The sequence below is a fragment of the Pedobacter terrae genome, assembly GCF_900100705.1.
Taxonomy (GTDB): domain Bacteria; phylum Bacteroidota; class Bacteroidia; order Sphingobacteriales; family Sphingobacteriaceae; genus Pedobacter; species Pedobacter terrae.
On the sequence record NZ_FNCH01000016.1, the window covers coordinates 96977 to 119160 of the forward strand.

The window sequence follows — 22184 nt, forward strand, 5'->3', positions numbered from 1 at the left end:
CAATTGAATACATATATTTGAACATAAAAAAAATAATTATGGCATTAGAAATCACAGATGCAAACTTCGAGGAGCTTGTATTAAAATCAGATAAACCCGTATTAGTAGATTTTTGGGCAGAATGGTGTGGCCCTTGTCGCATGGTGGGTCCAGTTGTAGAAGAGATCGCTAAAGAATATGATGGTAAAGCGGTAGTTGGAAAAGTAAACGTTGATAACAACCCTCAAATTTCAATGCAGTTTGGTATCCGTAATATTCCTGCTTTATTATACTTTAAAGGTGGCGAAGTGGTTGACAAACAAGTTGGCGCTGTTCCAAAATCGGTATTAGCAGAGAAATTAAACAAGCAATTGGCTTAATTTAAGTTAAAGCAGATAGATCAATGCCGAGAGGCTTGTAACATATTTAAAACCCAAGTTCATATGAAGGATTTGGGTTTTTTATTGCGAGCATAATTTTGTTTCTTTAATTAAAAAACTAACCATCATGTCTATTCAATTATTTAATAATAAAACTTTAGCCATTTTATTGGCTGGCCTCGCCACAAACTGTGCAAATATTGCTAGTGTATCGGCTCAAAACCCGGTTGAAACCAATGCGCCATCTGCCGATTATAAGCCAGCTTTTACCGGGCAGACCAGGATTGCAGGTGTAAAAACCAAAACCCCATTAGATATTACGGTCATTAATGAGAAATTGGAAAATCCATGGGCAATTTCGGTACTTCCTGATGGCCGGTTTTTAATTACCCAAAAACAAGGTACCATGGTAATTTTAAAAGCCAACGGGGAACTAAGCAAAAAGATTACTGGTTTACCAAAGGTAGATCCGTCTGGTCAGGGTGGTTTATTGGATGTAACCATAGATCCGAACTTTGCAAAAAACAGAATGATTTATTGGGCTTACGCTGAGCCACAAGATAAAGGCGTTTTATTGGCCATTGCCAAAGGTAAATTGGCTGCAAACGAAACTTCGATCGAAAACCAGACCATTATTTACCGCGCTACACCAGCATACTCCGGCAAACTTCAGTACGGATCGAGAATTGTTTTCGATAAAAACGGGAATTTATTTGTAAGTACAGGTGAACGTTCTGGTAACGATATCAGAATACAGGCACAATACTTAAATTCGTCATTGGGAAAAATTTTACACCTTACCCCAGAGGGAAAAGCGGTTGCAAATGGTCCGTTCGCAGGTAAAGCCGATGCCCGACCTGAAATTTATGCTTATGGATTACGTAATCCTGACGGCTTAGCCATTAATCCACAAACCGGTGATTTATGGGAGGCGGAATTTGGGCCTAAGGGTGGTGATGAAGTGAACATCATTAAACCAGGGAAAAATTATGGCTGGCCGATTATTACCTACGGAACAGAATACAGTGGAAAAAAAGTTGGTGATGGCATTCAACAAAAAGAAGGAATGGAACAACCGGTTTATTATTGGAACCCAAGTATCTCGCCCGGTTGTATCGCTTTTTATGACAGTAACAGCATAGCCGAGTGGAAAGGCAATTTATTTGTAGGCGGTTTAGGCGGTTCGCATATTATCCGATTGGTAATAAAAAATGATAAAATTGTTGGCGAGGAAAGATTACTGGAAGGTAAAGGCGAACGTTTCCGTGATATGGCAGAAGGAAAAGACGGAGCACTTTATTCGGTAACCGATAACGGACATTTATACAAGATAGCAAAGAAGTAATTAATTTTAATCGGTTATTTAGACCTCGCAGCTTCACAAAGCTGCGAGGTCTTTTTATTATATTTCGAAACATCATAGGTAGGATTTAATGGTCATTAAAGTCGTCGCCACCCTGATCCGATAGCTAGCTATCAGATTTATTTCAGGGTCTTTCTTGTTAAAAAGATACTTAGATAAATTCAGCGTGAATAATAAACTATACATTGGAGATTCTATGTTTTAAATATTTTTTTTGTTTTTAGGAAATGTAGGCTCGGTTTTTCATGGCGGCTTTTAGTCCCGCTGTCCGTTTGCAGTGCCCGCGCGAGGCTGGCAGCTACCACTCCCATCGGGTTTATTTACCACGGATAGTAGCAGCATCTTTGCAACCTAAACCCGACCGTAGCGAGATGCCGATGGGCAGGAGGGGGGCGGGACTACGGGAGCCTATAAGTACTGCAATTGCTTTCCAAACTACCTAAAAAATATTAATGCACCTCAGCATGATGCTCATTAATAAAATATATTTTCGCCATCAAAACCTGATCAGTTTTACAAGTATTGTCTAAATCTTTTATTAGTTTTACGATATGCAGGCTGTAAACTACGAGAACGAAACAAGTTATGGTAATTTAGAATTGCTTGCCCGGCAAGTGGTAGAGGGCTTTATTACCGGCCTACATAAAAGTCCGTTTCATGGCTTTTCAGTTGAGTTTGCGGAGCACCGGCAGTACAATAATGGAGATAACGTTAAAAATATTGACTGGAAATTATACGCCAAAACCGATAAACTTTACAGCAAACGTTTTGAAGAAGAAACCAATTTGCGTTGTCAGTTTGTAATAGATGTTTCTTCATCCATGTACTTTCCCGAGCCTAAAAATAACAAATTAGTATTCTCTATACAGGCTGCGGTATCTTTAATGTACCTGTTAAAGAAACAACGTGATGCTTTTGGACTGAGTTTATTTACCGATGAGATCTTGTTCAATTCTCCTGCAAAATCGACAACGGTACATCAGAAATATTTATTTACCCAACTGGAAGAGCTGTTGCAGAAACCTAAGGTAAATGCACAGACCAATTTAAGCGAGGCGCTGCACCAGGTGGCAGAACTGATCCATAAGCGTTCTTTGGTTATTATCTTTAGCGACCTGTTTAACACCCAGGCCAATATCGGTAAAACCGATCAGTTTTTTGACGCATTGCAGCACCTGAAATTCAATAAGCATGAGGTAGTGGTTTTTAATGTGGTTGATAAAACAAAAGAGGTGGATTTTAATTTTGAAAACCGTCCGTACCAGTTTATTGATATGGAAACCGGAGAAGCCATTAAAGTACACACCAATCAGGTAAAGGAGAATTATATAACAGCAGTTTCTACTTACCGGCAAGAGATTGCGCTAAAATGTGCTCAATATAAAATCGACTTAATTGATGCCGATATGAACGGGGGTTTTCATTCAATCCTCCAGTCGTATTTAATTAAAAGGCAAAAATTGGGTTAATTTTTTTACAAACAAGACGATTTAAACACTGTTTTATAAATGATTTAAATTTTAAGCTTCCCATTATGTTACAAAAAGGCGATACTGCACCAGATTTCGAATTAAATGCTACACCCGATCAGAAAATAAAGCTTAAGGATTTTAAAGGCAAAAATGTTATCCTGGCTTTTTATCCTGCAGACTGGAGCCCTGTATGCAGCGACCAGATGGCACTCTATAACGAAATGCTAAAATATTTTAACAAATATGACGCACAGATTTTTGGTGTTTCTGTTGATAGCGTTTGGTGCCACCTCGCCTTTGAAGAAAATAGAAAACTACATTTTCCACTACTGGCTGATTTTGAACCAAAGGGCGCTATATCTAAAGCTTATGGTGTATATGATGATGAAGTTGGCGAAAGTAAAAGGGCACTGTTTGTTATTGATAAAGAAGGTAAAATTGCATGGAGTTATTTATCACCTGTAGCCGTTAACCCTGGTGCGGATGGTATTTTGGATGCACTGGAAGAATTAAGCAAGAAATAAAGATATGAGTACATTAAAACCTGAAATAAATAGTGTGGATCATATTCAAGGAGATGATGCAGCAAGTATTGCCATTGTTGAATTTGGCGATTATCAGTGCCCATATTGCGGAGATGCCTACCCGATTATGAAAGAAATTGAGGAAACGTTTGGCCATCAGATCAGATTTGTTTTCCGCCATTTTCCTTTGGCAAATGCACATGAATTTGCTTTTCCTGCCGCTATTGCTGCAGAAGCTGCGGGTTTACAAGGTAAGTTTTGGGAAATGCACGATGCACTTTACGAAAATCAATACCGGCTAAATGGTGAGCTGTTTGACGAATTGGCCGAAACGATTGGTTTAGATTTAGAACAGTTTCAACAAGACAGTGCTGCAGAAGAGATCAAACGAAAAATAGAAGATGATTTTGATAGCGGCGTTAGGAGTGGGGTAAACGGAACCCCTTCATTTTATGTAAACGGAACCAAATTCGATGGCGGTGCATCAGATCTTTACCAAATGCTTAAAGAAAGCGCTGAATAAGATAAAAGATGTAAGGTAGCATCAATTGTTCATATAAAAACTTAATATTTTATAAAGCAGGCCTTTTTAATCGAGCGTAAAATTAACATTTATAGTATATCTGATTCGAATGTTTTTAATCACATGAGCCTCACAATCATCTGTGGCTAAACGCTGGGACATGGTAAGTGATTGATTAGGTTTAAGGTTAATTTTTTGCTTTATTTCGTAAGACTTATTACAACCTTTAGGCACATTACCATCCAAGAGAAATGAAATATCGGTTATTGTTCTTTTGGTTGTGTTTTTGAAAGTGATTTTGGCAAATGTTCCCAAATCGCCATCGCGTGTATATTTAATATCTTTTACGTAAACTGTGTTTCGCCTGTTGGTGGTATCATTTAACATCGGTTTTGATGATTGTGGCCTTTGAACAAAATTGGTTTTAGTTTGCATTTCCGCTTTGCTTATTTCCTTAAGCGGCATTTTTAAAGCTCCGCAACAGCCGATTATAAATATTCCTAATACTTTGGTGAGCATAATTTAACTATGTTAATATTAACTGTAAGTTATGGCTTTTTTAGAGATAAAGCGATTGCAGGTGTATTGCTTTGCAAAATTTAAATAAAAAAACCTCATGTATTTTGCAATACATGAGGTATCAGATAAGGGTAACCGGAAAACTAAAAAACTAATTATGAGTTTTTAGAATTTAACAAAATTGAAATCGCTTCGTGTTTTGTTATATCAAAGGTGCACTTCATTTATGAAGTTTTAGTGAAGAAACTTCATCCAACTATTACAGCTATACTGATGTTACATTTGATATAAAGTCTTTTCAAGGTCAGATTGGTCCTTTTTGCTTTTTGCCTAAAACAATACATCAGCTTCTGCTATTTATTAGCTATATCAAATCCATTATTAAAAAATATTTTCATGGGTAAAAATGTTGCAGAACAGCTGGTTGAAATGCTGGTTGAGGTCGGCGTAAAAAGAGTTTATGCCGTTACTGGAGACAGTTTAAATTATTTTAACGACGCAGTAAGAAGAAATGGTAAGATAAAGTGGATCCACGTACGTAATGAAGAAGTTGGTGCTTTTGCAGCGGCAGCCGAAGCAGAACTTGACGGGATTGCTTGTTGTGCGGGTAGTTGTGGTCCGGGCCATGTGCACCTGATTAACGGCCTCTACGATGCACACCGTAGCCATGTTCCGGTAATTGCCATTGCATCAACCATTCCGACAGGCGAATTTGGGATGGACTTTTTTCAGGAAACAAATACCATAAAGTTATTTGACGATTGTAGTTACTATAACCAGATAGCCACCACTGCCGAGCAGGTGCCGAGGATGTTTCAAACGGCTGTTCAGCATGCCATTCATAAAAAAGGTGTTGCCGTTTTTGGTTTGCCTGGCGATGTTGCGCAACTGAATGCGGTGGAAAGTGTAACGTCTATGCAGTTATTCACCAATAAGCCTGTGATCCGCCCTTCTGAACAGGAGTTGAAAGGTCTATCAGACCTGCTTAATGGTGAAAAGAAAATTATGATTTACTGCGGCATCGGTGCTTCCGAAGCGCATGATGAAGTGGTAGAATTAGCAGCTAAATTAAAAGCACCTGTAGGGTTTTCTTTCAGAGGGAAAATGGGCATACAATACAATAATCCTTATGAAGTGGGGATGACAGGACTTTTGGGCCAGCCATCGGGTTACCATGCGATGCACGAGGCTGATGTAGTACTTTTACTGGGGACCGATTTTCCTTATGTAAATTTCATGCCTGTTAAGAACAAAATTGTACAGATTGATGAAAAACCCGAGCGTTTGGGCAGAAGAGCTAAACTTACCATGGGTTTATGCGGGAGCATCAGCGATTCGATAAAAGCATTATTGCCGCTGCTTACTGAAAAGAAAGACGAAGATTTCTTAAAATCTCAATTAGAATTTTATCAGAAAGTTAAGGAAAGTCAGCAGGTTTATGTTAAAGATCAGGGTGAAGAAAATAAAATCCAACCGGAATTTGTAGCCGAAACCATTAACCGTTTAGCGGCTGATGATGCGATTTTTACGGTAGACACGGGAATGTGCTGCGTTTGGGGGGCACGTTTTATAGATGGAACCGGCAAACGCAAAATGCTGGGCTCTTTTAACCATGGTTCTATGGCGAATGCGATGCCGATGGCTATTGGTGCAGCATTGGCACATCCGGAACAACAAGTAATTGCGCTCTGTGGTGATGGTGGCCTATCGATGCTCTTAGGCGATTTGGCTACTATCAAACAATATAACCTGCCTGTAAAACTGATTGTATTTAACAACAGGGCTTTAGGTATGGTGAAACTGGAAATGGAAGTTGATGGGTTGCCTGACAATGAAACAGATATGATCAATCCTGATTTTGCATTGGTAGCACAGGCCATGGGATTCAAAGGAATGACGGTAACCGAACCTGAAGAAGTGGAAACAGCGATTAGTTATGCATTGAATGAAAATGGTCCTGTCTTGTTGAATATCATGACCAATCCAAATGCTTTAGCAATGCCGCCAAAAATAGAATGGGAACAAATAAAAGGAATGACAGAATCGATGGCAAAATTAATGCTTGGTGGGAAAATGGGTGAAGTTTTGGATACGATAAAATCGAATTATAAGCATTTGGGAGAGGTGTTGTAACGTAAAATCTATCCCTTGACCAGTACATAGAATTCCATAAAAAACGTCATCTCGACTGAAGCGAAGCGGAATGGAGAGATCTATCTAAGCAGATCTCTCGACTACGTTGCACTCCGCTCGAGATGACGGAATTACTATAAATTACCTCTCAATTCCTGTTCGCGCTCTAACGATTCAAACAATGCTTTAAAGTTACCTGCGCCAAAGCTTTGTGCACCTTTACGTTGAATAATCTCGAAGAAAAGGGTGGGGCGGTCTTCAACTGGCTTGGTAAAAATCTGTAAAAGATAACCTTCCTCATCACAATCAACTAAAATACCCAGGCTCTCCAATAAGGCTATTTCTTCATCAATTTTGCCTACACGTTGTGGCATCATATCGTAATACGCTTCTGGTGGCGCACTTAAAAATTCTACACCGCGTGATTTTAATTCTTTAACCGTTTTAACAATGTCTTTTGTGGCTACAGCAATATGCTGAACGCCTTCACCCTCATAATATTCCAGGTACTCTTCAATCTGCGATTTCTTTTTGCCTTCTGCAGGCTCATTGATCGGGAATTTTGAAAAACCGTTACCATTACTCATCACTTTACTCATTAAAGCCGAATATTCGGTGTTGATTTGCTTATCATCAAAAGATAGAATATTTACAAAACCCATTACGTCTTCATACCATTGTACGGCTTCGTTCATGCGATTCCAGCCCACATTACCCACACAATGATCAATATATAAAAGGCCGGCATCAGCAGGTTGATAATCGCTTTCCCAGACACGGTACCCTGGCATAAAAGTGCCATTGTAATTTTTACGCTCAATGAACATGTGTACGGTTTCGCCATAAGTGTAAATACCGCTCATTTTAACTTCGCCATGTTCATCTGTTACGGTTTTAGGCTCCATGTATGGCTTAGCACCACGTTTTGTAGTTTCTTCATAGGCACTATAAGCATCATCTACCCAAAGGGCTAATACTTTTACCCCGTCGCCATGTTTTTTAACATGTTCTGATATTGGATGATCAGATTTTAGTGCCGTAGTTAAGATCAGCCTGATCTTACCCTGTTGCAATACATAAGATGCACGATCGCGCACGCCAGTTTCTGGTCCGGCGTAGGCTAAACTTTGAAAACCAAAAGCCGTTTTATAATAATGAGCAGCCTGCTTGGCGTTGCCCACGTAAAATTCGATATAATCTGTTCCGTTAATAGGCAGAAAATCTGGAGCTTTTGATATTTTTTCTGCGAATGTCTGTGTTTCCATTTGTTTGTTATTTAAGTCCGAAGTCGGAGGTCCAAAGTCGGATAGGATATATTTGTTGTTAAAATATTTATTAAGGCTGATTATTATTTATCGCTTATTTTTTCTGCACTTTATCCTCGGAATTCGGTCTTCCCGGCTTCTGACTATTTCTATGCCCTTTATCTTCGGACCTCGGTCTCCAGACTTCCGACTATTTTTCTGCACTTTATCTTCTGACCCCGGTCTCCGGACTTCCGACTCAAGACTTCCGACTCAAGACTCAAGACTCCCAACTATCCCCCCTGCCAGCTTTTATGGTAATTTTCGTCCTCAATATCTAATGCATCCTGAGTAAGCATTAAAGGCTTAAAAGGATCGATCATTACCGCCAACTCGTCCGTTTTTTCTTTCCCAATCGATTTTTCTACAGTACCTGGATGTGGTCCGTGTGGAATACCCCCGGGATGCAGGGTAATCTGTCCTTTAACCACGCTTTTGCGGCTCATAAAATCACCATCTACATAATAAAGTACCTCGTCGCTATCTACATTGCTGTGGTTGTATGGCGCAGGAATCGAATCAGGGTGGTAATCGTATTTGCGGGGAACAAACGAGCAAACCACAAAATTGTGGCCCTCGAAAGTTTGGTGAACCGGAGGTGGTTGATGTAATCGGCCTGTTATCGGCTCAAAATCGTGTATAGAGAAAGCATATGGATAATGATAACCGTCCCAGCCTACATAATCAAATGGGTGTGTACCATAGGTGTAGGGATAAATTAAACCCTGCTTTTTAATGAGCACTTTAAAATCACCATACTCATCATGTGTTTGCAGGTTTTCTGGTAGCCTTAAGTCGCGCTCACAATAAGGTGCATGCTCCATCAACTGTCCATATTGATTTAAATATCTTTTTGGCGCCCTTAAAGGACTAAAACTTTCTACAATGAACAATCTGTTTTGTTCCGTATCAAATTCGATCTGATAAATGGTTCCCCTTGGGATAATCAGATAATCGCCATAAGCGAACTTAATTTCTCCGAACCCTGTTTTCAGCTTTCCAGAGCCTTCATGTACGAAGATCATCTCATCGGCCTGACTATTTTTGTAGAAATAGTCGGTCATCGATTTTCTTGGCGCAGCCAGAACAATATGTAGGTCGCTATTTACCAGAATGGCTTTTCTACTTTTTAGAAAATCATCTTCCAGTTTAATGTTGAAACCGATTAAACTGGTGTGTTTCAGATGTTTTTCGCGTGCTATTTTAGGTTCAACGCTGTAAGGCTCACCTAAATGTTTTACGATGGTTGGCGGGTGGCAGTGATAAACCAATGAATATAAACTAGAAAAACCTTCGGTTGATACCAATTCTTCGGCATAAAGATTTCCATCAGGTTTACGAAAAACCGTGTGGCGTTTAGCTGGAATCTGCCCCAATTTATGATAAACAGGCATAATTAAATGGTGTTATGGTTAGAAAGAAAAAATCCTAATGAATTAACAATTAAAACGACGATGCGTTTAAATTTAAAAAGAAGGGTGAACGAAAATTATAGAGAATATTGAGCCATGATCAGTTTGGATAGCATCTTATAGCGACGGGCTGCAATAGCGTCGTTTACCAGATTAATATGTAATGCTTTTAAGATCATGGTTTTAATGGTACCAAGGTAAGTATTTTATTTAAAAGTTAAAATTTTAATTATCTTTAATTACATCTTCAAAAGTTTGGTGCATTAAAATAATAACGCTCAAGTTTTATTTTGAATGGGCTAATTTCTTAGCTTTACCGCGTATTTAACCAAATCATATATGAAACTAGTATCTTATAAGACCGAAGACAGGGAGCACCTTGGCATATTTATCGACGGACATATTTATAACTTAAATAGTTGCGATAAATTGCTTCCGGATAATATGAGTATGTTTTTGCAGGGTGGCGAAGTGTTAATGGAAAGAGCAAAAAGGATAGACGATCAAATAAAAGAGGGTAGTTTAGCCGCTAAAGAAGAGATTTTTTACGAAATTTTGGCTCCTGTTCCACATCCTACCAGTTGTCGTGATGGTTACGCTTTCAGGCAGCATGTTGCTGCGGCACGTAGAAACAGAAAGGTAGATATGATCCCTCAATTTGATGAGTATCCAATCTTTTATTTCACTAATCATAATGCTATTCAGGGAACCGGAGAAATTGAATGTATGCCAGATCATTTTGATAAGCTGGATTTCGAACTGGAGCTTTCCATTGTTATTGGTAAAAAAGGTAGAAACATTAAAGCTGCCGAAGCTGATGAATACATTGCAGGTTATATGGTAATGAACGATATGAGTGCCCGTACTTTGCAGATGGAAGAGATGCTGTTGAATTTAGGTCCTGCAAAAGGAAAAGATTTTTCTACCGTAATTGGTCCATGGCTGGTCACACCTGATGAATTGTTGCAGTACAAAGTTGCACCTAAAGAAGGACATATCGGGAATGCTTACGATCTTAAAATGACCTGCAGAGTAAACGGTATCGAAGTTTCGAAAGGAAATGCTGCTGATATGGACTGGACTTTTGCCGAAATTATAGAACGTTGTGCTTACGGAGTAGATATTCTTCCGGGTGATGTAATCGGTTCAGGCACAGTGGGTACAGGTTGTTTCTTAGAATTAAACGGTACAGGCTTACTTAACGATCCAAATTATAAAGTACAATGGCTGCAGCCTGGTGATGTAGTGGAGATGGAAATAACGGGCTTAGGTGCATTAACCAATACCATTATGAAAGCTGATACGGATTTTTCGATCCTGGCTTTGAAGAAGTAAAGAACTCCTGATTTTTTAATTAAATCTTCTGGAAATTCGTCATTTCGAACGGAGTGCAACGAAGTCGAGAAATCTATTTAGAGAGATCTCTCTCCCGAACGTTCGGGACTGCGCTTCAGTCGAGATGACGATTTTTTAAAGTTTAGTCTCTGTTTAATCCATCCAAAAAGTAAACTTAACTACTTGTGCTAACGCTAAACACTTCCGATTTAACCTCGGTAGAACTGCAAAACTACCTGCAATATGCTATCGCTCCGCGACCGATCTGCTTTGCCTCCACTATTGATTCTGAAGGAAATATAAATTTAAGCCCTTTCAGTTTCTTTAATATGTTCAGCACCAATCCACCGATCTGTATTTTTTCGCCATCGAGGAGAGTGCGCGATAATACCACTAAACATAGCCTGGAAAATGTACTGCAGGTTAAAGAATGTGTGATTAATATTGTAAACTACGATATGGTGCAGCAGATGAGTTTGGCCAGTACTGAATATGCCAAAGGCGTAAATGAGTTCGAGAAGGCGGGATTTACGATGTTAAAATCGGATTTGGTTCGGCCACCAAGAGTTGCAGAAGCGCCAGTGCAGTTTGAGTGTGTGGTGAATGAGGTGATTGCTTTAGGTGATAACCACGGTGCCGGAAATCTGGTACTGGCTGAAATAAAAGTGATTCATATTAATGAAGCGGTTTTAGATGAAAATGGTAAGATCGATCAGCATAAAATGGATCTTGTTGCACGTTTGGGTGGCGATTGGTATTGCCGGGTTACCAGCGATAATTTGTTTAAAGTAGCAAAACCATTAGCTAAATTGGGTATTGGTGTAGACCGTTTACCACAATCAGTCCGCTTTTCGAAAGTGTTAACAGGAAATGATTTGGGTATGCTCGGCAATGTTGAGCAAATACCTACTGATGAAGAAATTGATTTGATCAGCACAAATCCGGAAGTAAAAGAAATACTTGATGCTACTATTGGCGACAGCACCAACCGCGAAAGGGAATTGCATGAACTGGCGAAGAAATTTCTGCATACAGGGGATGTGAATCTTGCTTTAAAGGTTGTTTTGGTTTAAAAGTTTAAATATGACTTAGTATTTTGCTATATTGGTACTAAATTATAGTCGTATGGAGAGTTTTTCACTAAAGGAAAAGTATATTTCTATTATCTATAAGAAAATACGTCGACAGATTCCAAGTACAAATGAAATTGCATCATGGTCACCAGAAAGACGTCCAGATGGGGAAGTAAGACTTATTTTTTCGGTTATAAGTAGATATATACATACTGATAGGATAGGCGCAGAAATTGTTACTTACCTGGTAAATCCAAAAACTAATGAACCTGGAATATTGCTAAAAATGGTGAAGTCAGGTATAAATTATACAATAGATGAATTTAAACCTTTTATTTTAAAAAGTTTTGGTTCTATAGGGTTTTCGGTCGGTGCAGAGATTGGTGTTAAAATGGAATGGGCTAAATACCTTAACAAACTGAATAACCGGCCTGATAAATTGTTAAGAACTGTAAGTTATATCCGTAAAGGAACTGCAATTTCTAAAATAGCAAAATTTTCAGGCAAAGTAATGAAGAAATCAGGTATAGCATTGGATTTATTAGGTACTGCCTTTATTTATTATGATATTTTAAGCGCAGGATCACCTTCCATAATTGACGAAGATAAAATAATTCAGTCTACAATAGATGAAATTTCCAAATTATGTCAAAAGAGCCGTCCATACAACCTATAATTTATAAATCTAATTACCCTATTAGCATTTATTTGCTTATTTTTCTACCTATTATAGGTATTTTACTTACAATTTTTTACAAGGCTAATTTTTTTGCATTGATAATCTATTTGCCGATTTTCCTCATTATATTTTATACATTTTTCTCACGGTATGCTGCTAGGGTTGAAATAAATAATTCTTTCGAAATGAAAGTATATTATTTTTTTCCTTGGAATAGGAATTTTAGTATAAATCTGTTTATTGTTAAAAGTTTTGACTATGCAAGAGGTTTTTATGATCCATTTGATGATAGAAGATTAGGCTATTTTGGCTTTTTAAGAAGGTGTTATGATCTGATTATGTTGTTCGAAAGTGATCAAAATAGGCTAAAGGAGTATAAAGTCAATTTTAGGATAGGGGTCTTTAAAAAAGTAATTAATATTTTAAATAAAGAGGCAAAGATTAATCTTATAAAATTAAAGAGTACAGAAAACATTATTTGGTGATTTTTCGGCTATGCACACAATTGTTCAAGTAGATCAATACATTATCAATTCGGTAGAATTTGCTATTCCCATTTTAGATCATTTAAGGAATCTGGTACATAAAGCAGATGCCCGGATTGAAGAAAAAATTAAATGGGGGATGCCGTTCTTTGATTATAAAGGTACGGTTTGTCACATGGCTTCATTCAAACATCATTGCGCCTTTGGTTTCTGGAAAGGAGCTTTAATAAATGATGAGTACGGTATTTTTAAAGAACGGTCTGAATCCATGGGTTTATTGGGCAAGATAAAATCTTTTGACGACCTGCCTTCAGATGAAATCCTGATCGCTTACATTCAGCAGGCTATTCAGTTAAATGAGGATAATATAAAGCGGCCTTCAAAACCAAAATCTACAGAGAAAAAAGAAATTATTGTACCGCAATATTTTATGGAGGCTTTACAGGAAGATCCCGCAGCGTTAGCGGTATTCCAGAATTTTAGTCCTTCCAATAAAAAAGATTATATTTTGTGGCTTGAAGAAGCCAAAACAGAGGCTACCAGATTAAAAAGATTGGAAACTACCTTGTTATGGCTTGCAGAAAGCAAAACAAGAATGTGGAAGTATAAAAAGTAATTAAAGAATACTTACAATTTTCATAAAACGGTCTTTGTAATGGCCGTTAAGATCGGTAATGGTTACCTGGTGGGCTTTACCAGACGAGGCATGAATAAATTTGATCCCGTTTTCATCAATGGAATAAACAATCCCTACGTGACCGATCCTTCTTATTCTGGAATTAGTACCTGTAAAAATCAACACATCGCCCACTTTTGCATTTTCTAAACTGGTTTCTTTGCCCGCAGAACTAAATTCTCTCGAAGAACGTGGAACTTTGAAACCGAAATTACTGAATACATAGCTCACAAAGCCAGAACAATCGAAACCAACTTTTGGGTTGCTTGTAGCGTAACGATAGGGGATACCTAACATACTTTTGGCAAAATCGATAAGGGTTGTAGAATTGGTTGCAGAACTGTTTTCTGTAATCGTGGCATTTTTGGGAAGGTTGGCCACTAATTTTTTTACCAGTTCCTGGTATTGTGCGGGTAAGATTGTTTGGGCTTTTCCTGCCGTGGCAGACAAAATGAAAAACAAAATCGGGACTATTATTTTCTTCATATGTTGGCGTCAAAGATATGAAAAATATATAAAGTGTATTAAAATGTTGAAAACCAGTTAAAACAAAAAAGTCCGGGTAATTACCCAGACTTAAATTAGCATAGTTTAGCTTCGATTAAATACTTGGAAACATGGTTTGAGCCTTGTCGCCAATTAATGGAAGCGGTTTTAGTTCGCTATTATTTGCACTTATAGCACCTATAATAATTAAAATAAGGTAAGCAATGTAAACCACATAACTTAAGTAACCAAATACTGCAGTTGGTATAATCATCACTAATATGGTTACTGCCACATTTAGCACGATTATAGCCAGATGAAGCAATAAAGATTGCCTTAAATGATAACTGGAAAGCGCTGTTTTATTGTCTTTGTACATGGCAAAGTACGATATCAGCCAGCCAATTAGAAAGATGTAACTCACAACGGCAGCATTTTTTCCACTGTCGGCTGTTTTAAAAGGAGAATTTGTTTCCATAGATTTTTTTTAGTTTTCGATGTGCAAATTACTAAAAAATATCAGATTACGGTGTAGTAACCGCTACAGGTAAAATTTTTCCATTAAAAAATTTATGTCCGGTTTTAGCAAAATCGGCTACATATTTCCCCATTTCGAAAGCCATAACCGGACTTTGGTATCCCGGAAAAGCTGCTTCCAGCATTTCTGTCTGTGCCGATCCTAAAGCAAGGCAATTAATTTTAACTCCCGTTTCCGCCAATTCAAAAGCCAAACATTCTGTTAGTGTGTGCAAGGCTGCTTTACTTGCTGAGTAAGCAGAAAGTCCGGGGAATTTAACACTTCCCTGAAAGCCACCCATGCTACCAATATTAACGATGTGACTTCCGCTTTGCATTAAAGGCAAAACATGCTGTATCATTCTGAAATGTGAAATCACATTGCTTTGTAACATCTCTCCCAGATCAATTTCTGTAGTTTCTAAAAACGGCTTGTTAATTAAAGCACCCGCATTGTTGATCAGGATGTCTACCGTGCCTAAACGTTCTTTTAAAAAAGGGATCAGCGCAGCATAATCATCGTTTACAATGTCAAATTCGACCGGTAAAAGTGTACAGTCGGGATTAATGCCTTTAGCAATTTCCAAGAGTTTACGCAGCTTATCTGCCGAACGGGCAATGGCAACAATTTTGTTTTCTTTTTGTAAGCTAAACTCTAAAGCCGTTTCGAAACCGATTCCGCTACTGGCACCTGTAATTATAATGTTCATTAAAAATGTTAAAAGTTTTTGTAAGGTTAAAAAGCTTAAGATCTGGGAATTGATTTCAAATCAAGATTAATTCAATATCGGGGATTGATTTGAAACCTTTATCAGATGTAACTAACGGTATTTGAAGAAACTTTGAAGTAGCAGCAATATGATAATAAATGCCAACCTAATAATTCTATTTCAGAAATAACAGATACAATTGCAGTACCATCAAGAAATGATTCAGTTTTTTCTAGTCCCTGATGTACATCGATAAGAAAATTTGTATCAGCAACAAAACTAAATGAACTCATCCCTTAACCTTTTTGGTAATCTACACTATCTAGATTTCTTTGTAGTTTGCCAAAGTGTTTACGTAAGGTCTTTTTTACAACACTTGTAGATACTTTCTGAATTGCCGCAAGAACTTTTTCTTTAGTAACCGGTTGCTTAATTTCAATTATCATTTTATTTTAATTTAGTTCCCATTGATCTCTTAAATCACTTTGCCATTAGATGGATCTTTAATATCCTTAAACATTAAGTTGCCTTCTGTATTATCAATTGCTTTTTTTAATTTCTGATAAGATCCCCTGGGCTCCTCAACCATATTGGGCTGATGGGTTTTGATATCAACGTCTTCTACAAAAGATAATGCCTTAAGCATCTTTTCAAGAAGCGCAGCATTTTGTTCGTTATCTACTTGTACTGTGATAGTTGTCATAACGTAAAGTTAACGAATTTAAAGTGATAAATCAATCCTCCACAAGCAGCTGACTTACCGGGTTTTTAATTACATGTAAGCCATCATTAATCAATTTAGTATGATCTAATTCTTTACCGGCCTTAATTTCGAGATAAACCTGAATTTCCTTTTCCAGCTGATGATAAACTTCATTATGATAAATAATCTCCAGAATTTCTAAGGCACAGAGCCAATCTTGCCTATGGTTTGTTTTTAGTTGTAAGAAGATTTCGCCAAGCTGATCCAGGTTCTCGCCACTTTCCCTAATCGCCCTAACTTTTTGATATAAACCGTGCAGTTTTAAAGTTTTATCATCATAACTAATTTGATGCGTTTTTTCGTTACTGATTAAAGTAATTTCCTCATAAGCATCTTTGTCTGCAGCACCATTAAAAACAGATACAATTTTTTCTCCAACAGCCATGTCGTAAGTACCCCATTCAGGTTTAAACAGTATATTTCCGTTACTTTCGCTAACTGTACAATCGTTAAAGGCAATTAAAAGGAGTTTACCGTGTGCTATCATTATATCCTTAACTGTACCGGTTACATTAATACCGCTTTCAAACGTTAGTACGGTTTTCCTGCCTTGGATAATGTTTAAAGATTGTAACTCTGATAGACTGTAGTCCTCAAATGGTTTATCTGCTCCATTTAAGCGTCCCACAGGTGACGAAAAGCCATCTGCATGGTAATTTCTGTCATGTCCAGCCAGTTGTGTATTGTTAAAGGCCAGGGCAGAAGGTCCTGTAGTTTTAATGAAAGTTACCTCATCATTTGGAGCAATGCCCATATCAGTGAAAATACCGCTAACCTGCAAGCCAGAGCTATAAACAGCGGTGGCAACATTTTTACAGGCAATGGCTTTCATGATACTTTCAGCCCCACCTTTTCTAAAGGCCATAGTATTGGCAAAGGTTTCTAAAACATCAATTAGGTTTTGAAATGTTTCGGTTACAAAAAGCTGCGGTTGTGGCTTGGTAATATCGTAGGCATAATTAATGGTATCAATGTTGTACCAAAGTTTCTCTACATCTTTTTGCATGCAGGTTGCACTTTCGCCAATAGAAGAGAGTAAGCCGGCACCATAAATTTTGGGGTTTTCTAAAGTGCCGATCAGGCCATATTCTACTGTCCACCAATGTAAACGACCAAGTAATGCCATTTCAGAAGGTTCGCCCATATTCTCACTGATGTAGCGCAGTTCCTTTTCTGCCTGGGCAATCTGCAATTCGTCAGTATCTACAGCTTCTTTCAGAATCGATAATTTTCTGATGGCCTCGTAAAGCTCAAAATCTTTTGCCGAAAACATAGCTTTTGCACCAATTGAGCCAAAATAACTCAAGTAATTATTATAATCGGTATCTGCTATAATTGGTGCATGGCCGGCACTTTCGTGTATAATATCTGGCGCAGGGGTGTATTCGATGTGGTTAATCTGGCGGATATCGGCAGCAATTACCAATACGCGATAGGCCTGATATTCCATAAAAGCTGCAGGCGGAATAAAGCCATCAACCGTTACGGCGCCCCAACCAATCTTACCCAGGTTATCATTCATGGTTTGCAGGTCGGGAATGTATTCTATGCTCAAACCAGCCCGTTGTAAGCCTTTTATATAAGGGTAATAAGCTACATTTTTAAGATAACTGTAATTCTGGCGCATCACGTACCGCCATACGGCCTGGTCTATAGGTGTATATTTTTCGTAATTTTGTGCAACAATAAATTGCTTTAAATGATTGGGCAATTTAGCTACCTGCGCATTATTAAAATCATTAAAATGGCTCATGGTTATTGATGAAATAAGTTGGTCGGCAGCTAAGTTAGGATGTTGTTTTTATCTTAACAAGAAAGCAGTTGCATAAATTAACATGTTATCGTAATAAATGAATGAAGTAGGGAATAAGTGCATTTAGGATTGGAAAGGTGCTGTAGCATTTCAGCGGTTAGGTTCTGTCGGGCTGTTCGCTATATCCCCGATGAAGAATCGGGGGATGCCGCTTCCATCCCGTTTAGGTACCAAGTTTTGTACTGACGACCTCAGGATCAGTAATCACGCATCATTGTTCGATGTTAATCAATACTAGGTGGTAAAAATTGGGTTATAATCGCGGCTGATTAATCCTTTTTTTCTTTTTTATCCCCGATTTTCTTCACGCTAAAGGTGAAATAGTGTTGATACAGGTAACTGAAAAGCGCCATTGAAACGGAGACCAGTATTCTCGATAAAACGGACAACGTTGGATAATCTCTTAAAAGTTCTAATAAAAACTTCAAAAAAACATAAGTAGCCAGTATATTGATAAACTGGAGGTTTAAAAACCTGAAAAGCTGTACCCTGCCTTTTAATTCGCTATGCGTGAATATAACGTATTTGTTGAGCAAAAAACTGGTTGGAATGGCAATAATATAATCTACTAATAATGATGCAGTTTCTCTTTGAAGCACAATTGTGCCAAAACTTACTTCCTCCGTTTTAAAAATAACAAAATAAGCGAAATAATAGCTCAGAATGCCAAGTAACAAGGTGCCGCCGCCAGTGGCCATATACCTGAAATTATGGAGGGAAATAAAATTTTTAAAAGGGGGATGAAAAAAATCTATTATGGCTAAAATTGCTTTGCGCATTACTTAAACTATTCGTTTTGGTTATTTAGGTACGACAAATTGCATAAGCGACCGTCATCCTGAATTTATTTCAGGATCTTTCCTGTGATAAAGATGCTGAAAAGAGTTCAATAAGGATGTGGCAAAACTGAAATTTGCAACCTTGGTAATTGGTCGCAATTTACAATTAAATTTTTATTGCTATGGCAAAAGATCATTTATGTATTTACTCCTCATGCGCATTAGCAGACGGCAAGGCTACAAAATCGATCACTGCACACCAGCTATAAGATGGATGGGGTTGAATGCTAACGCCAACTGTATTTAATTTGTATTTCTGATCAATCAGGGTAAACCGGTGACCAAGGGAAGGTACACCACAATCTAACAATAGATGGCATACAATATCTAGGCTGTTCGAAAAACCAAAGTCGATATTTTCGCTCATCGCTTTATTCGGAAAATACTTAGATAAACGTTTCGAAAATTGATCTCCGTTGCTGCTTTCGTGTGTATCAAGGTTGTTTCGGTTAAGGTCTTGTGCGTGACTACGGCTTAAGGCAGATAATTTATCATTAGGATAAAATACCGGTAGATTTTTTATACCCTTTAAATGCTTTAATAAAGAGATATAATAACTGTTGTTACGGGCAATCCGCAGTTCATTGTAATTTCTATATTGCTTTACTTTAGCATTATAGTTATTAATGTAATCTTCTAAAAAGGTGTGATAAAATTTTTCCCCGTCAATGCGAATCAGGTTCATGTACATTACCACGTTTTTCTCTTCGTTAGTTAAATAAGTAGCATTTGCTGCGGTATTCGCCTTGCGGAACTCGGCATCTGTCCACTTTTGAGCATTTACGCTGGTAACAAAAAATAAGGACAAAAGAATAGGTAAAAGTATTTTACGCATCAGATGGTTTTTATGGATAACGCCATTTGATGCAGATTATTTTTTGGTTGGGAATTTAGATATTGTTTAGTGCGAAGCGTTTATTGGTTTAGCGTTGACTAACTACCGTCAAAAAAATAACCGACTGGGTACAAGGACATAAAGAAATTAATCTTTGTGTCCTTGTGTCTTGGTGGTTAAACATAGCGAAGAGCTTATAAAAACATACCGCCAGATGCTTCAATACGCTGTGCATTAATCCATCTCGCATCTTCAGTACATAAAAATGCTACTACACCACCAATATCATCTGGCAAGCCTACACGGCCTAGGGCGGTATTGGCAGCAATCCCGGCATTGATCTGATCATTATCCCGTACCATTCCACCACCAAAATCAGTTTCAATTGCACCGGGAGCAACAATGTTCGATCTTATTCCTCTTGAACCTAATTCTTTTGCCTGGTATCTGGTTAGGGTTTCCATTGCGCCCTTCATAGAAGCATAAGCAGCATAACCCGGGGTTGCAAAACGAGCCAGTCCGGATGAAACATTAATGATTCCGCTTCCATCCTTTAATAAGGACAAGGCTTTTTGAGTTAAAAAGAAAGCGCCTTTGTAATGGATGTTTACCAAAGTATCAAATTGTTCTTCAGTCGTATCGGCAAATGAGGCGTGTATGCCAATCCCTGCATTATTGATCAGGAAGTCGAATTTTTCTGCATTGAAAACAGATTTCAATACACTTTTAACCTCGCTGAAAAAAGCGTCAAAAGTTTTGGCATCGCCAACATTTAACTGAATTGCTGCTGCCGGTACACCCAATGCTTTAATTTCGTTTACGGTAGCATCTGCTTCCTCTTTTTTCGATTGATAGGTAACAATGACCCCAATTCCTTTTGCGGCAATTTTTAAGGCTGCGTTTTTTCCCAGTCCCCGGCTACCACCGGTTACCAGAGCAATTTTATTTTGTGTTTCCATTTTCTTTTTATTTGTTAAACAAAATTAGCTGGAAATCGGCTGTAAAAATGGTGACAGCTTAGGTAAAAATGGTGACTGTTTAAGTTTTATGTGGTGAAAACTTCCTTATTTGAAGCTAGAGACTCGAAATAAGCCTCCCGATACTGTTTTGGCGTTTGGCCGGAAAAGTGTTTAAAAAACTTAGTGAAGTTGGATGGATCGTAGGTGAGTATCCTGGCAATTTCGGCAACAGGCATGCTCACATTATGTAACATCGATTTGGAAATTTCCATTAAACGCCCTTCGAAAAAATAACAGGGTGAGTGCCCGGTAGCGGCTTTTATGGTATTGCTTAAATGTGTAGGATGTACATGAATAAGTTCGGCAAAATCTCTTACCTCAAACATTTCTGTGGCACGGCCAGATACAATGTCGTCCAGGTGTTTGTCTAATTCTTTTAAATAATCTGCCGCAATTTCATGTCGACGGGCAAAAAACTTCTGTGGAATTTTCATATCAATGTTTTTGATTGCTAAACAAATATACCATTCCTTTAAATGATTTTATCTGCTATGAAGTGAAATATGACGAACTTAATCTGCAGCTAATAAAAAGGTATGGAGCTTTTTTACGTGTTTTTGCCGCTGGTACCAGTCGTTATAAACCAGTTCAACCTGTTTAACTTCAAAAGTGCCAAAGTCGAAATTTCTGTATTTTTCTACCAGATCAATTAAAGCTTCTTTATTTTTTAGTTCTGATCTGAAACGGATCACGGTAGAATGGGCAGTTTGAATGGCATAACGTTTATCAATACTTTGCTGCAGGTCTGAATTTTTAAAGGCTGTTCGCAGGTCATCCCTGATCTTATTTAATGTGTTGGTTAAAAACCCTTGAATCAGTATGCAAGAAGGAGAAGCCGTCAACCCGCTAAACTGAATCTTAAATTTTTTATACCTGGATAAAACTTCATCAATAATGTCGATATAATCCTGAACATTGATATTTTTCAAGTTAAAGCCATCATAACAGGAAATGATAGCCATTAAGGTAATGTGAATATCCGGATTCTGATAAAAATATTGATCAGGTTCAATAGCTTTTGCTTTGTTTACAAACTGTTGAATTTTGCCTTTGGTTGCTGCATCCGGTCGGATCACCAATGTAATTCCAAAACGCTGATCATTGTCAGAATCTATTAAATGATCAATTTCATAGTTTCCATCAGCTATTTTGGCAATCGAATCTTTGTACAGTTGGTTATAATGTTCGGCTAAATTCATTATTATGATACAAAAAAGTCGCAGGGGTAAAACCTGCGACTAAATAAAATGGTCGTCATCTCCTTTGGTTTATCAAACTGATTTTTCTTCTTTCAAATATCTTACAAGAAGAAAGCTTAGTAAGCGTTTAAATAAAAGGCAGGGTGA

Annotated in this window: 25 protein-coding genes; 11 read left to right on the forward strand and 14 right to left on the reverse strand. The window is 37.9% G+C overall.

Translation table 11 applies throughout. From position 1 onward, the window contains the following. The first annotated feature begins 38 nt into the window (after positions 1-38). The 5 genes from trxA to BLR60_RS18265 all read left to right on the forward strand — a co-directional run bounded on the left by trxA (position 39) and on the right by BLR60_RS18265 (position 4241). The gene (gene trxA, locus BLR60_RS18245) at positions 39-359 is read left to right on the forward strand and encodes a thioredoxin (protein ID WP_039482143.1); all 321 of its coding nucleotides are present in this window, start codon (positions 39-41) and stop codon (positions 357-359) included. 127 nt (positions 360-486) lie between these two features. Further along, entirely contained in the window at positions 487-1704 is a 1218-nt protein-coding gene (locus tag BLR60_RS18250) for a PQQ-dependent sugar dehydrogenase (protein WP_167354775.1), read from the forward strand. Positions 1705-2273: 569 nt separating this feature from the next. Continuing rightward, positions 2274-3191 (forward strand): DUF58 domain-containing protein, encoded by a 918-nt coding sequence (locus tag BLR60_RS18255; protein ID WP_090502427.1) that lies wholly within the window; start codon positions 2274-2276, stop codon positions 3189-3191. A gap of 65 nt (positions 3192-3256) precedes the next feature. Beyond that, the gene (locus BLR60_RS18260; protein WP_090502429.1) at positions 3257-3718 is read left to right on the forward strand and encodes a redoxin domain-containing protein; all 462 of its coding nucleotides are present in this window, start codon (positions 3257-3259) and stop codon (positions 3716-3718) included. A gap of 4 nt (positions 3719-3722) precedes the next feature. Beyond that, positions 3723-4241 (forward strand): DsbA family protein, encoded by a 519-nt coding sequence (locus BLR60_RS18265; RefSeq protein ID WP_090502431.1) that lies wholly within the window; start codon positions 3723-3725, stop codon positions 4239-4241. Between the two features lie 66 nt (positions 4242-4307). On the opposite strand, the gene BLR60_RS18270 is transcribed toward BLR60_RS18265, so the two are convergent. Beyond that, positions 4308-4760 (reverse strand): hypothetical protein, encoded by a 453-nt coding sequence (locus BLR60_RS18270; protein WP_143009107.1) that lies wholly within the window; start codon positions 4758-4760, stop codon positions 4308-4310. A gap of 396 nt (positions 4761-5156) precedes the next feature. Here BLR60_RS18270 and BLR60_RS18275 point away from each other — a divergent pair, with 396 nt between their 5' ends. Further along, positions 5157-6893, forward strand: coding sequence for a thiamine pyrophosphate-dependent enzyme (locus BLR60_RS18275; protein WP_090502435.1), 1737 nt, complete (start codon positions 5157-5159; stop codon positions 6891-6893). 134 nt (positions 6894-7027) lie between these two features. Here the strand turns inward: BLR60_RS18275 and hppD are convergent, their stop codons facing one another. Both hppD and BLR60_RS18285 read right to left on the reverse strand, forming a co-directional pair. After that, entirely contained in the window at positions 7028-8158 is a 1131-nt protein-coding gene (gene hppD / locus BLR60_RS18280; protein ID WP_090502437.1) for a 4-hydroxyphenylpyruvate dioxygenase, read from the reverse strand. A 272-nt stretch (positions 8159-8430) separates the two neighbouring features. Beyond that, entirely contained in the window at positions 8431-9591 is a 1161-nt protein-coding gene (locus BLR60_RS18285; protein ID WP_090502439.1) for a homogentisate 1,2-dioxygenase, read from the reverse strand. 357 nt (positions 9592-9948) lie between these two features. On the opposite strand from BLR60_RS18285, the gene BLR60_RS18290 reads away from it, so the two are divergent. From BLR60_RS18290 to BLR60_RS18310, 5 genes are all read left to right on the forward strand, one after another. Continuing rightward, positions 9949-10944, forward strand: coding sequence for a fumarylacetoacetate hydrolase family protein (locus tag BLR60_RS18290; RefSeq protein ID WP_090502441.1), 996 nt, complete (start codon positions 9949-9951; stop codon positions 10942-10944). A 185-nt stretch (positions 10945-11129) separates the two neighbouring features. After that, on the forward strand, positions 11130-12017 hold the full coding sequence (locus BLR60_RS18295) for a flavin reductase family protein (RefSeq protein ID WP_090502443.1): 888 nt from the start codon (positions 11130-11132) through the stop codon (positions 12015-12017). Positions 12018-12069: 52 nt separating this feature from the next. Beyond that, positions 12070-12693 (forward strand): hypothetical protein, encoded by a 624-nt coding sequence (locus BLR60_RS18300; protein WP_090502445.1) that lies wholly within the window; start codon positions 12070-12072, stop codon positions 12691-12693. Between the two features lie 188 nt (positions 12694-12881). Next, complete coding sequence (locus BLR60_RS18305) at positions 12882-13181, forward strand: hypothetical protein (protein ID WP_143009108.1); 300 nt, start codon at positions 12882-12884, stop codon at positions 13179-13181. Between the two features lie 10 nt (positions 13182-13191). Beyond that, a complete protein-coding gene (locus BLR60_RS18310; RefSeq protein WP_090502449.1) occupies positions 13192-13797 on the forward strand; it encodes a YdeI/OmpD-associated family protein in 606 nt (201 codons plus the stop codon). Here BLR60_RS18310 and BLR60_RS18315 read toward each other — a convergent pair whose 3' ends face one another. From BLR60_RS18315 to BLR60_RS18365, 11 genes are all read right to left on the reverse strand, one after another. Then, entirely contained in the window at positions 13798-14343 is a 546-nt protein-coding gene (locus tag BLR60_RS18315; protein WP_090502451.1) for a C40 family peptidase, read from the reverse strand. It abuts the gene before it with no gap. A gap of 115 nt (positions 14344-14458) precedes the next feature. Then, on the reverse strand, positions 14459-14821 hold the full coding sequence (locus tag BLR60_RS18320) for a magnetosome magnetite crystal formation protein family (protein ID WP_090502454.1): 363 nt from the start codon (positions 14819-14821) through the stop codon (positions 14459-14461). Positions 14822-14867: 46 nt separating this feature from the next. Beyond that, a complete protein-coding gene (locus BLR60_RS18325; protein WP_090502456.1) occupies positions 14868-15569 on the reverse strand; it encodes an SDR family oxidoreductase in 702 nt (233 codons plus the stop codon). Positions 15570-15865: 296 nt separating this feature from the next. After that, positions 15866-16015 (reverse strand): hypothetical protein, encoded by a 150-nt coding sequence (locus BLR60_RS24915; protein ID WP_167354776.1) that lies wholly within the window; start codon positions 16013-16015, stop codon positions 15866-15868. A gap of 29 nt (positions 16016-16044) precedes the next feature. Then, positions 16045-16272, reverse strand: a complete 228-nt coding sequence (locus BLR60_RS18335) for a hypothetical protein (protein ID WP_090502460.1) — start codon at positions 16270-16272, stop codon at positions 16045-16047. A gap of 31 nt (positions 16273-16303) precedes the next feature. Next, positions 16304-18085, reverse strand: coding sequence for an aromatic amino acid hydroxylase (locus tag BLR60_RS18340; RefSeq protein ID WP_090502463.1), 1782 nt, complete (start codon positions 18083-18085; stop codon positions 16304-16306). Positions 18086-18414: 329 nt separating this feature from the next. Continuing rightward, positions 18415-18924 (reverse strand): GtrA family protein, encoded by a 510-nt coding sequence (locus tag BLR60_RS18345; protein WP_090502465.1) that lies wholly within the window; start codon positions 18922-18924, stop codon positions 18415-18417. Positions 18925-19129: 205 nt separating this feature from the next. Beyond that, positions 19130-19819, reverse strand: coding sequence for a CAP domain-containing protein (locus BLR60_RS18350; RefSeq protein WP_090502467.1), 690 nt, complete (start codon positions 19817-19819; stop codon positions 19130-19132). A gap of 194 nt (positions 19820-20013) precedes the next feature. After that, positions 20014-20778, reverse strand: a complete 765-nt coding sequence (locus BLR60_RS18355) for an SDR family NAD(P)-dependent oxidoreductase (protein ID WP_090502469.1) — start codon at positions 20776-20778, stop codon at positions 20014-20016. A gap of 86 nt (positions 20779-20864) precedes the next feature. Then, positions 20865-21272, reverse strand: coding sequence for a helix-turn-helix domain-containing protein (locus BLR60_RS18360; protein ID WP_090502471.1), 408 nt, complete (start codon positions 21270-21272; stop codon positions 20865-20867). Between the two features lie 78 nt (positions 21273-21350). Next, positions 21351-22037, reverse strand: a complete 687-nt coding sequence (locus BLR60_RS18365) for a 2'-5' RNA ligase family protein (RefSeq protein ID WP_090502473.1) — start codon at positions 22035-22037, stop codon at positions 21351-21353. Positions 22038-22184: the final 147 nt, after the last annotated feature.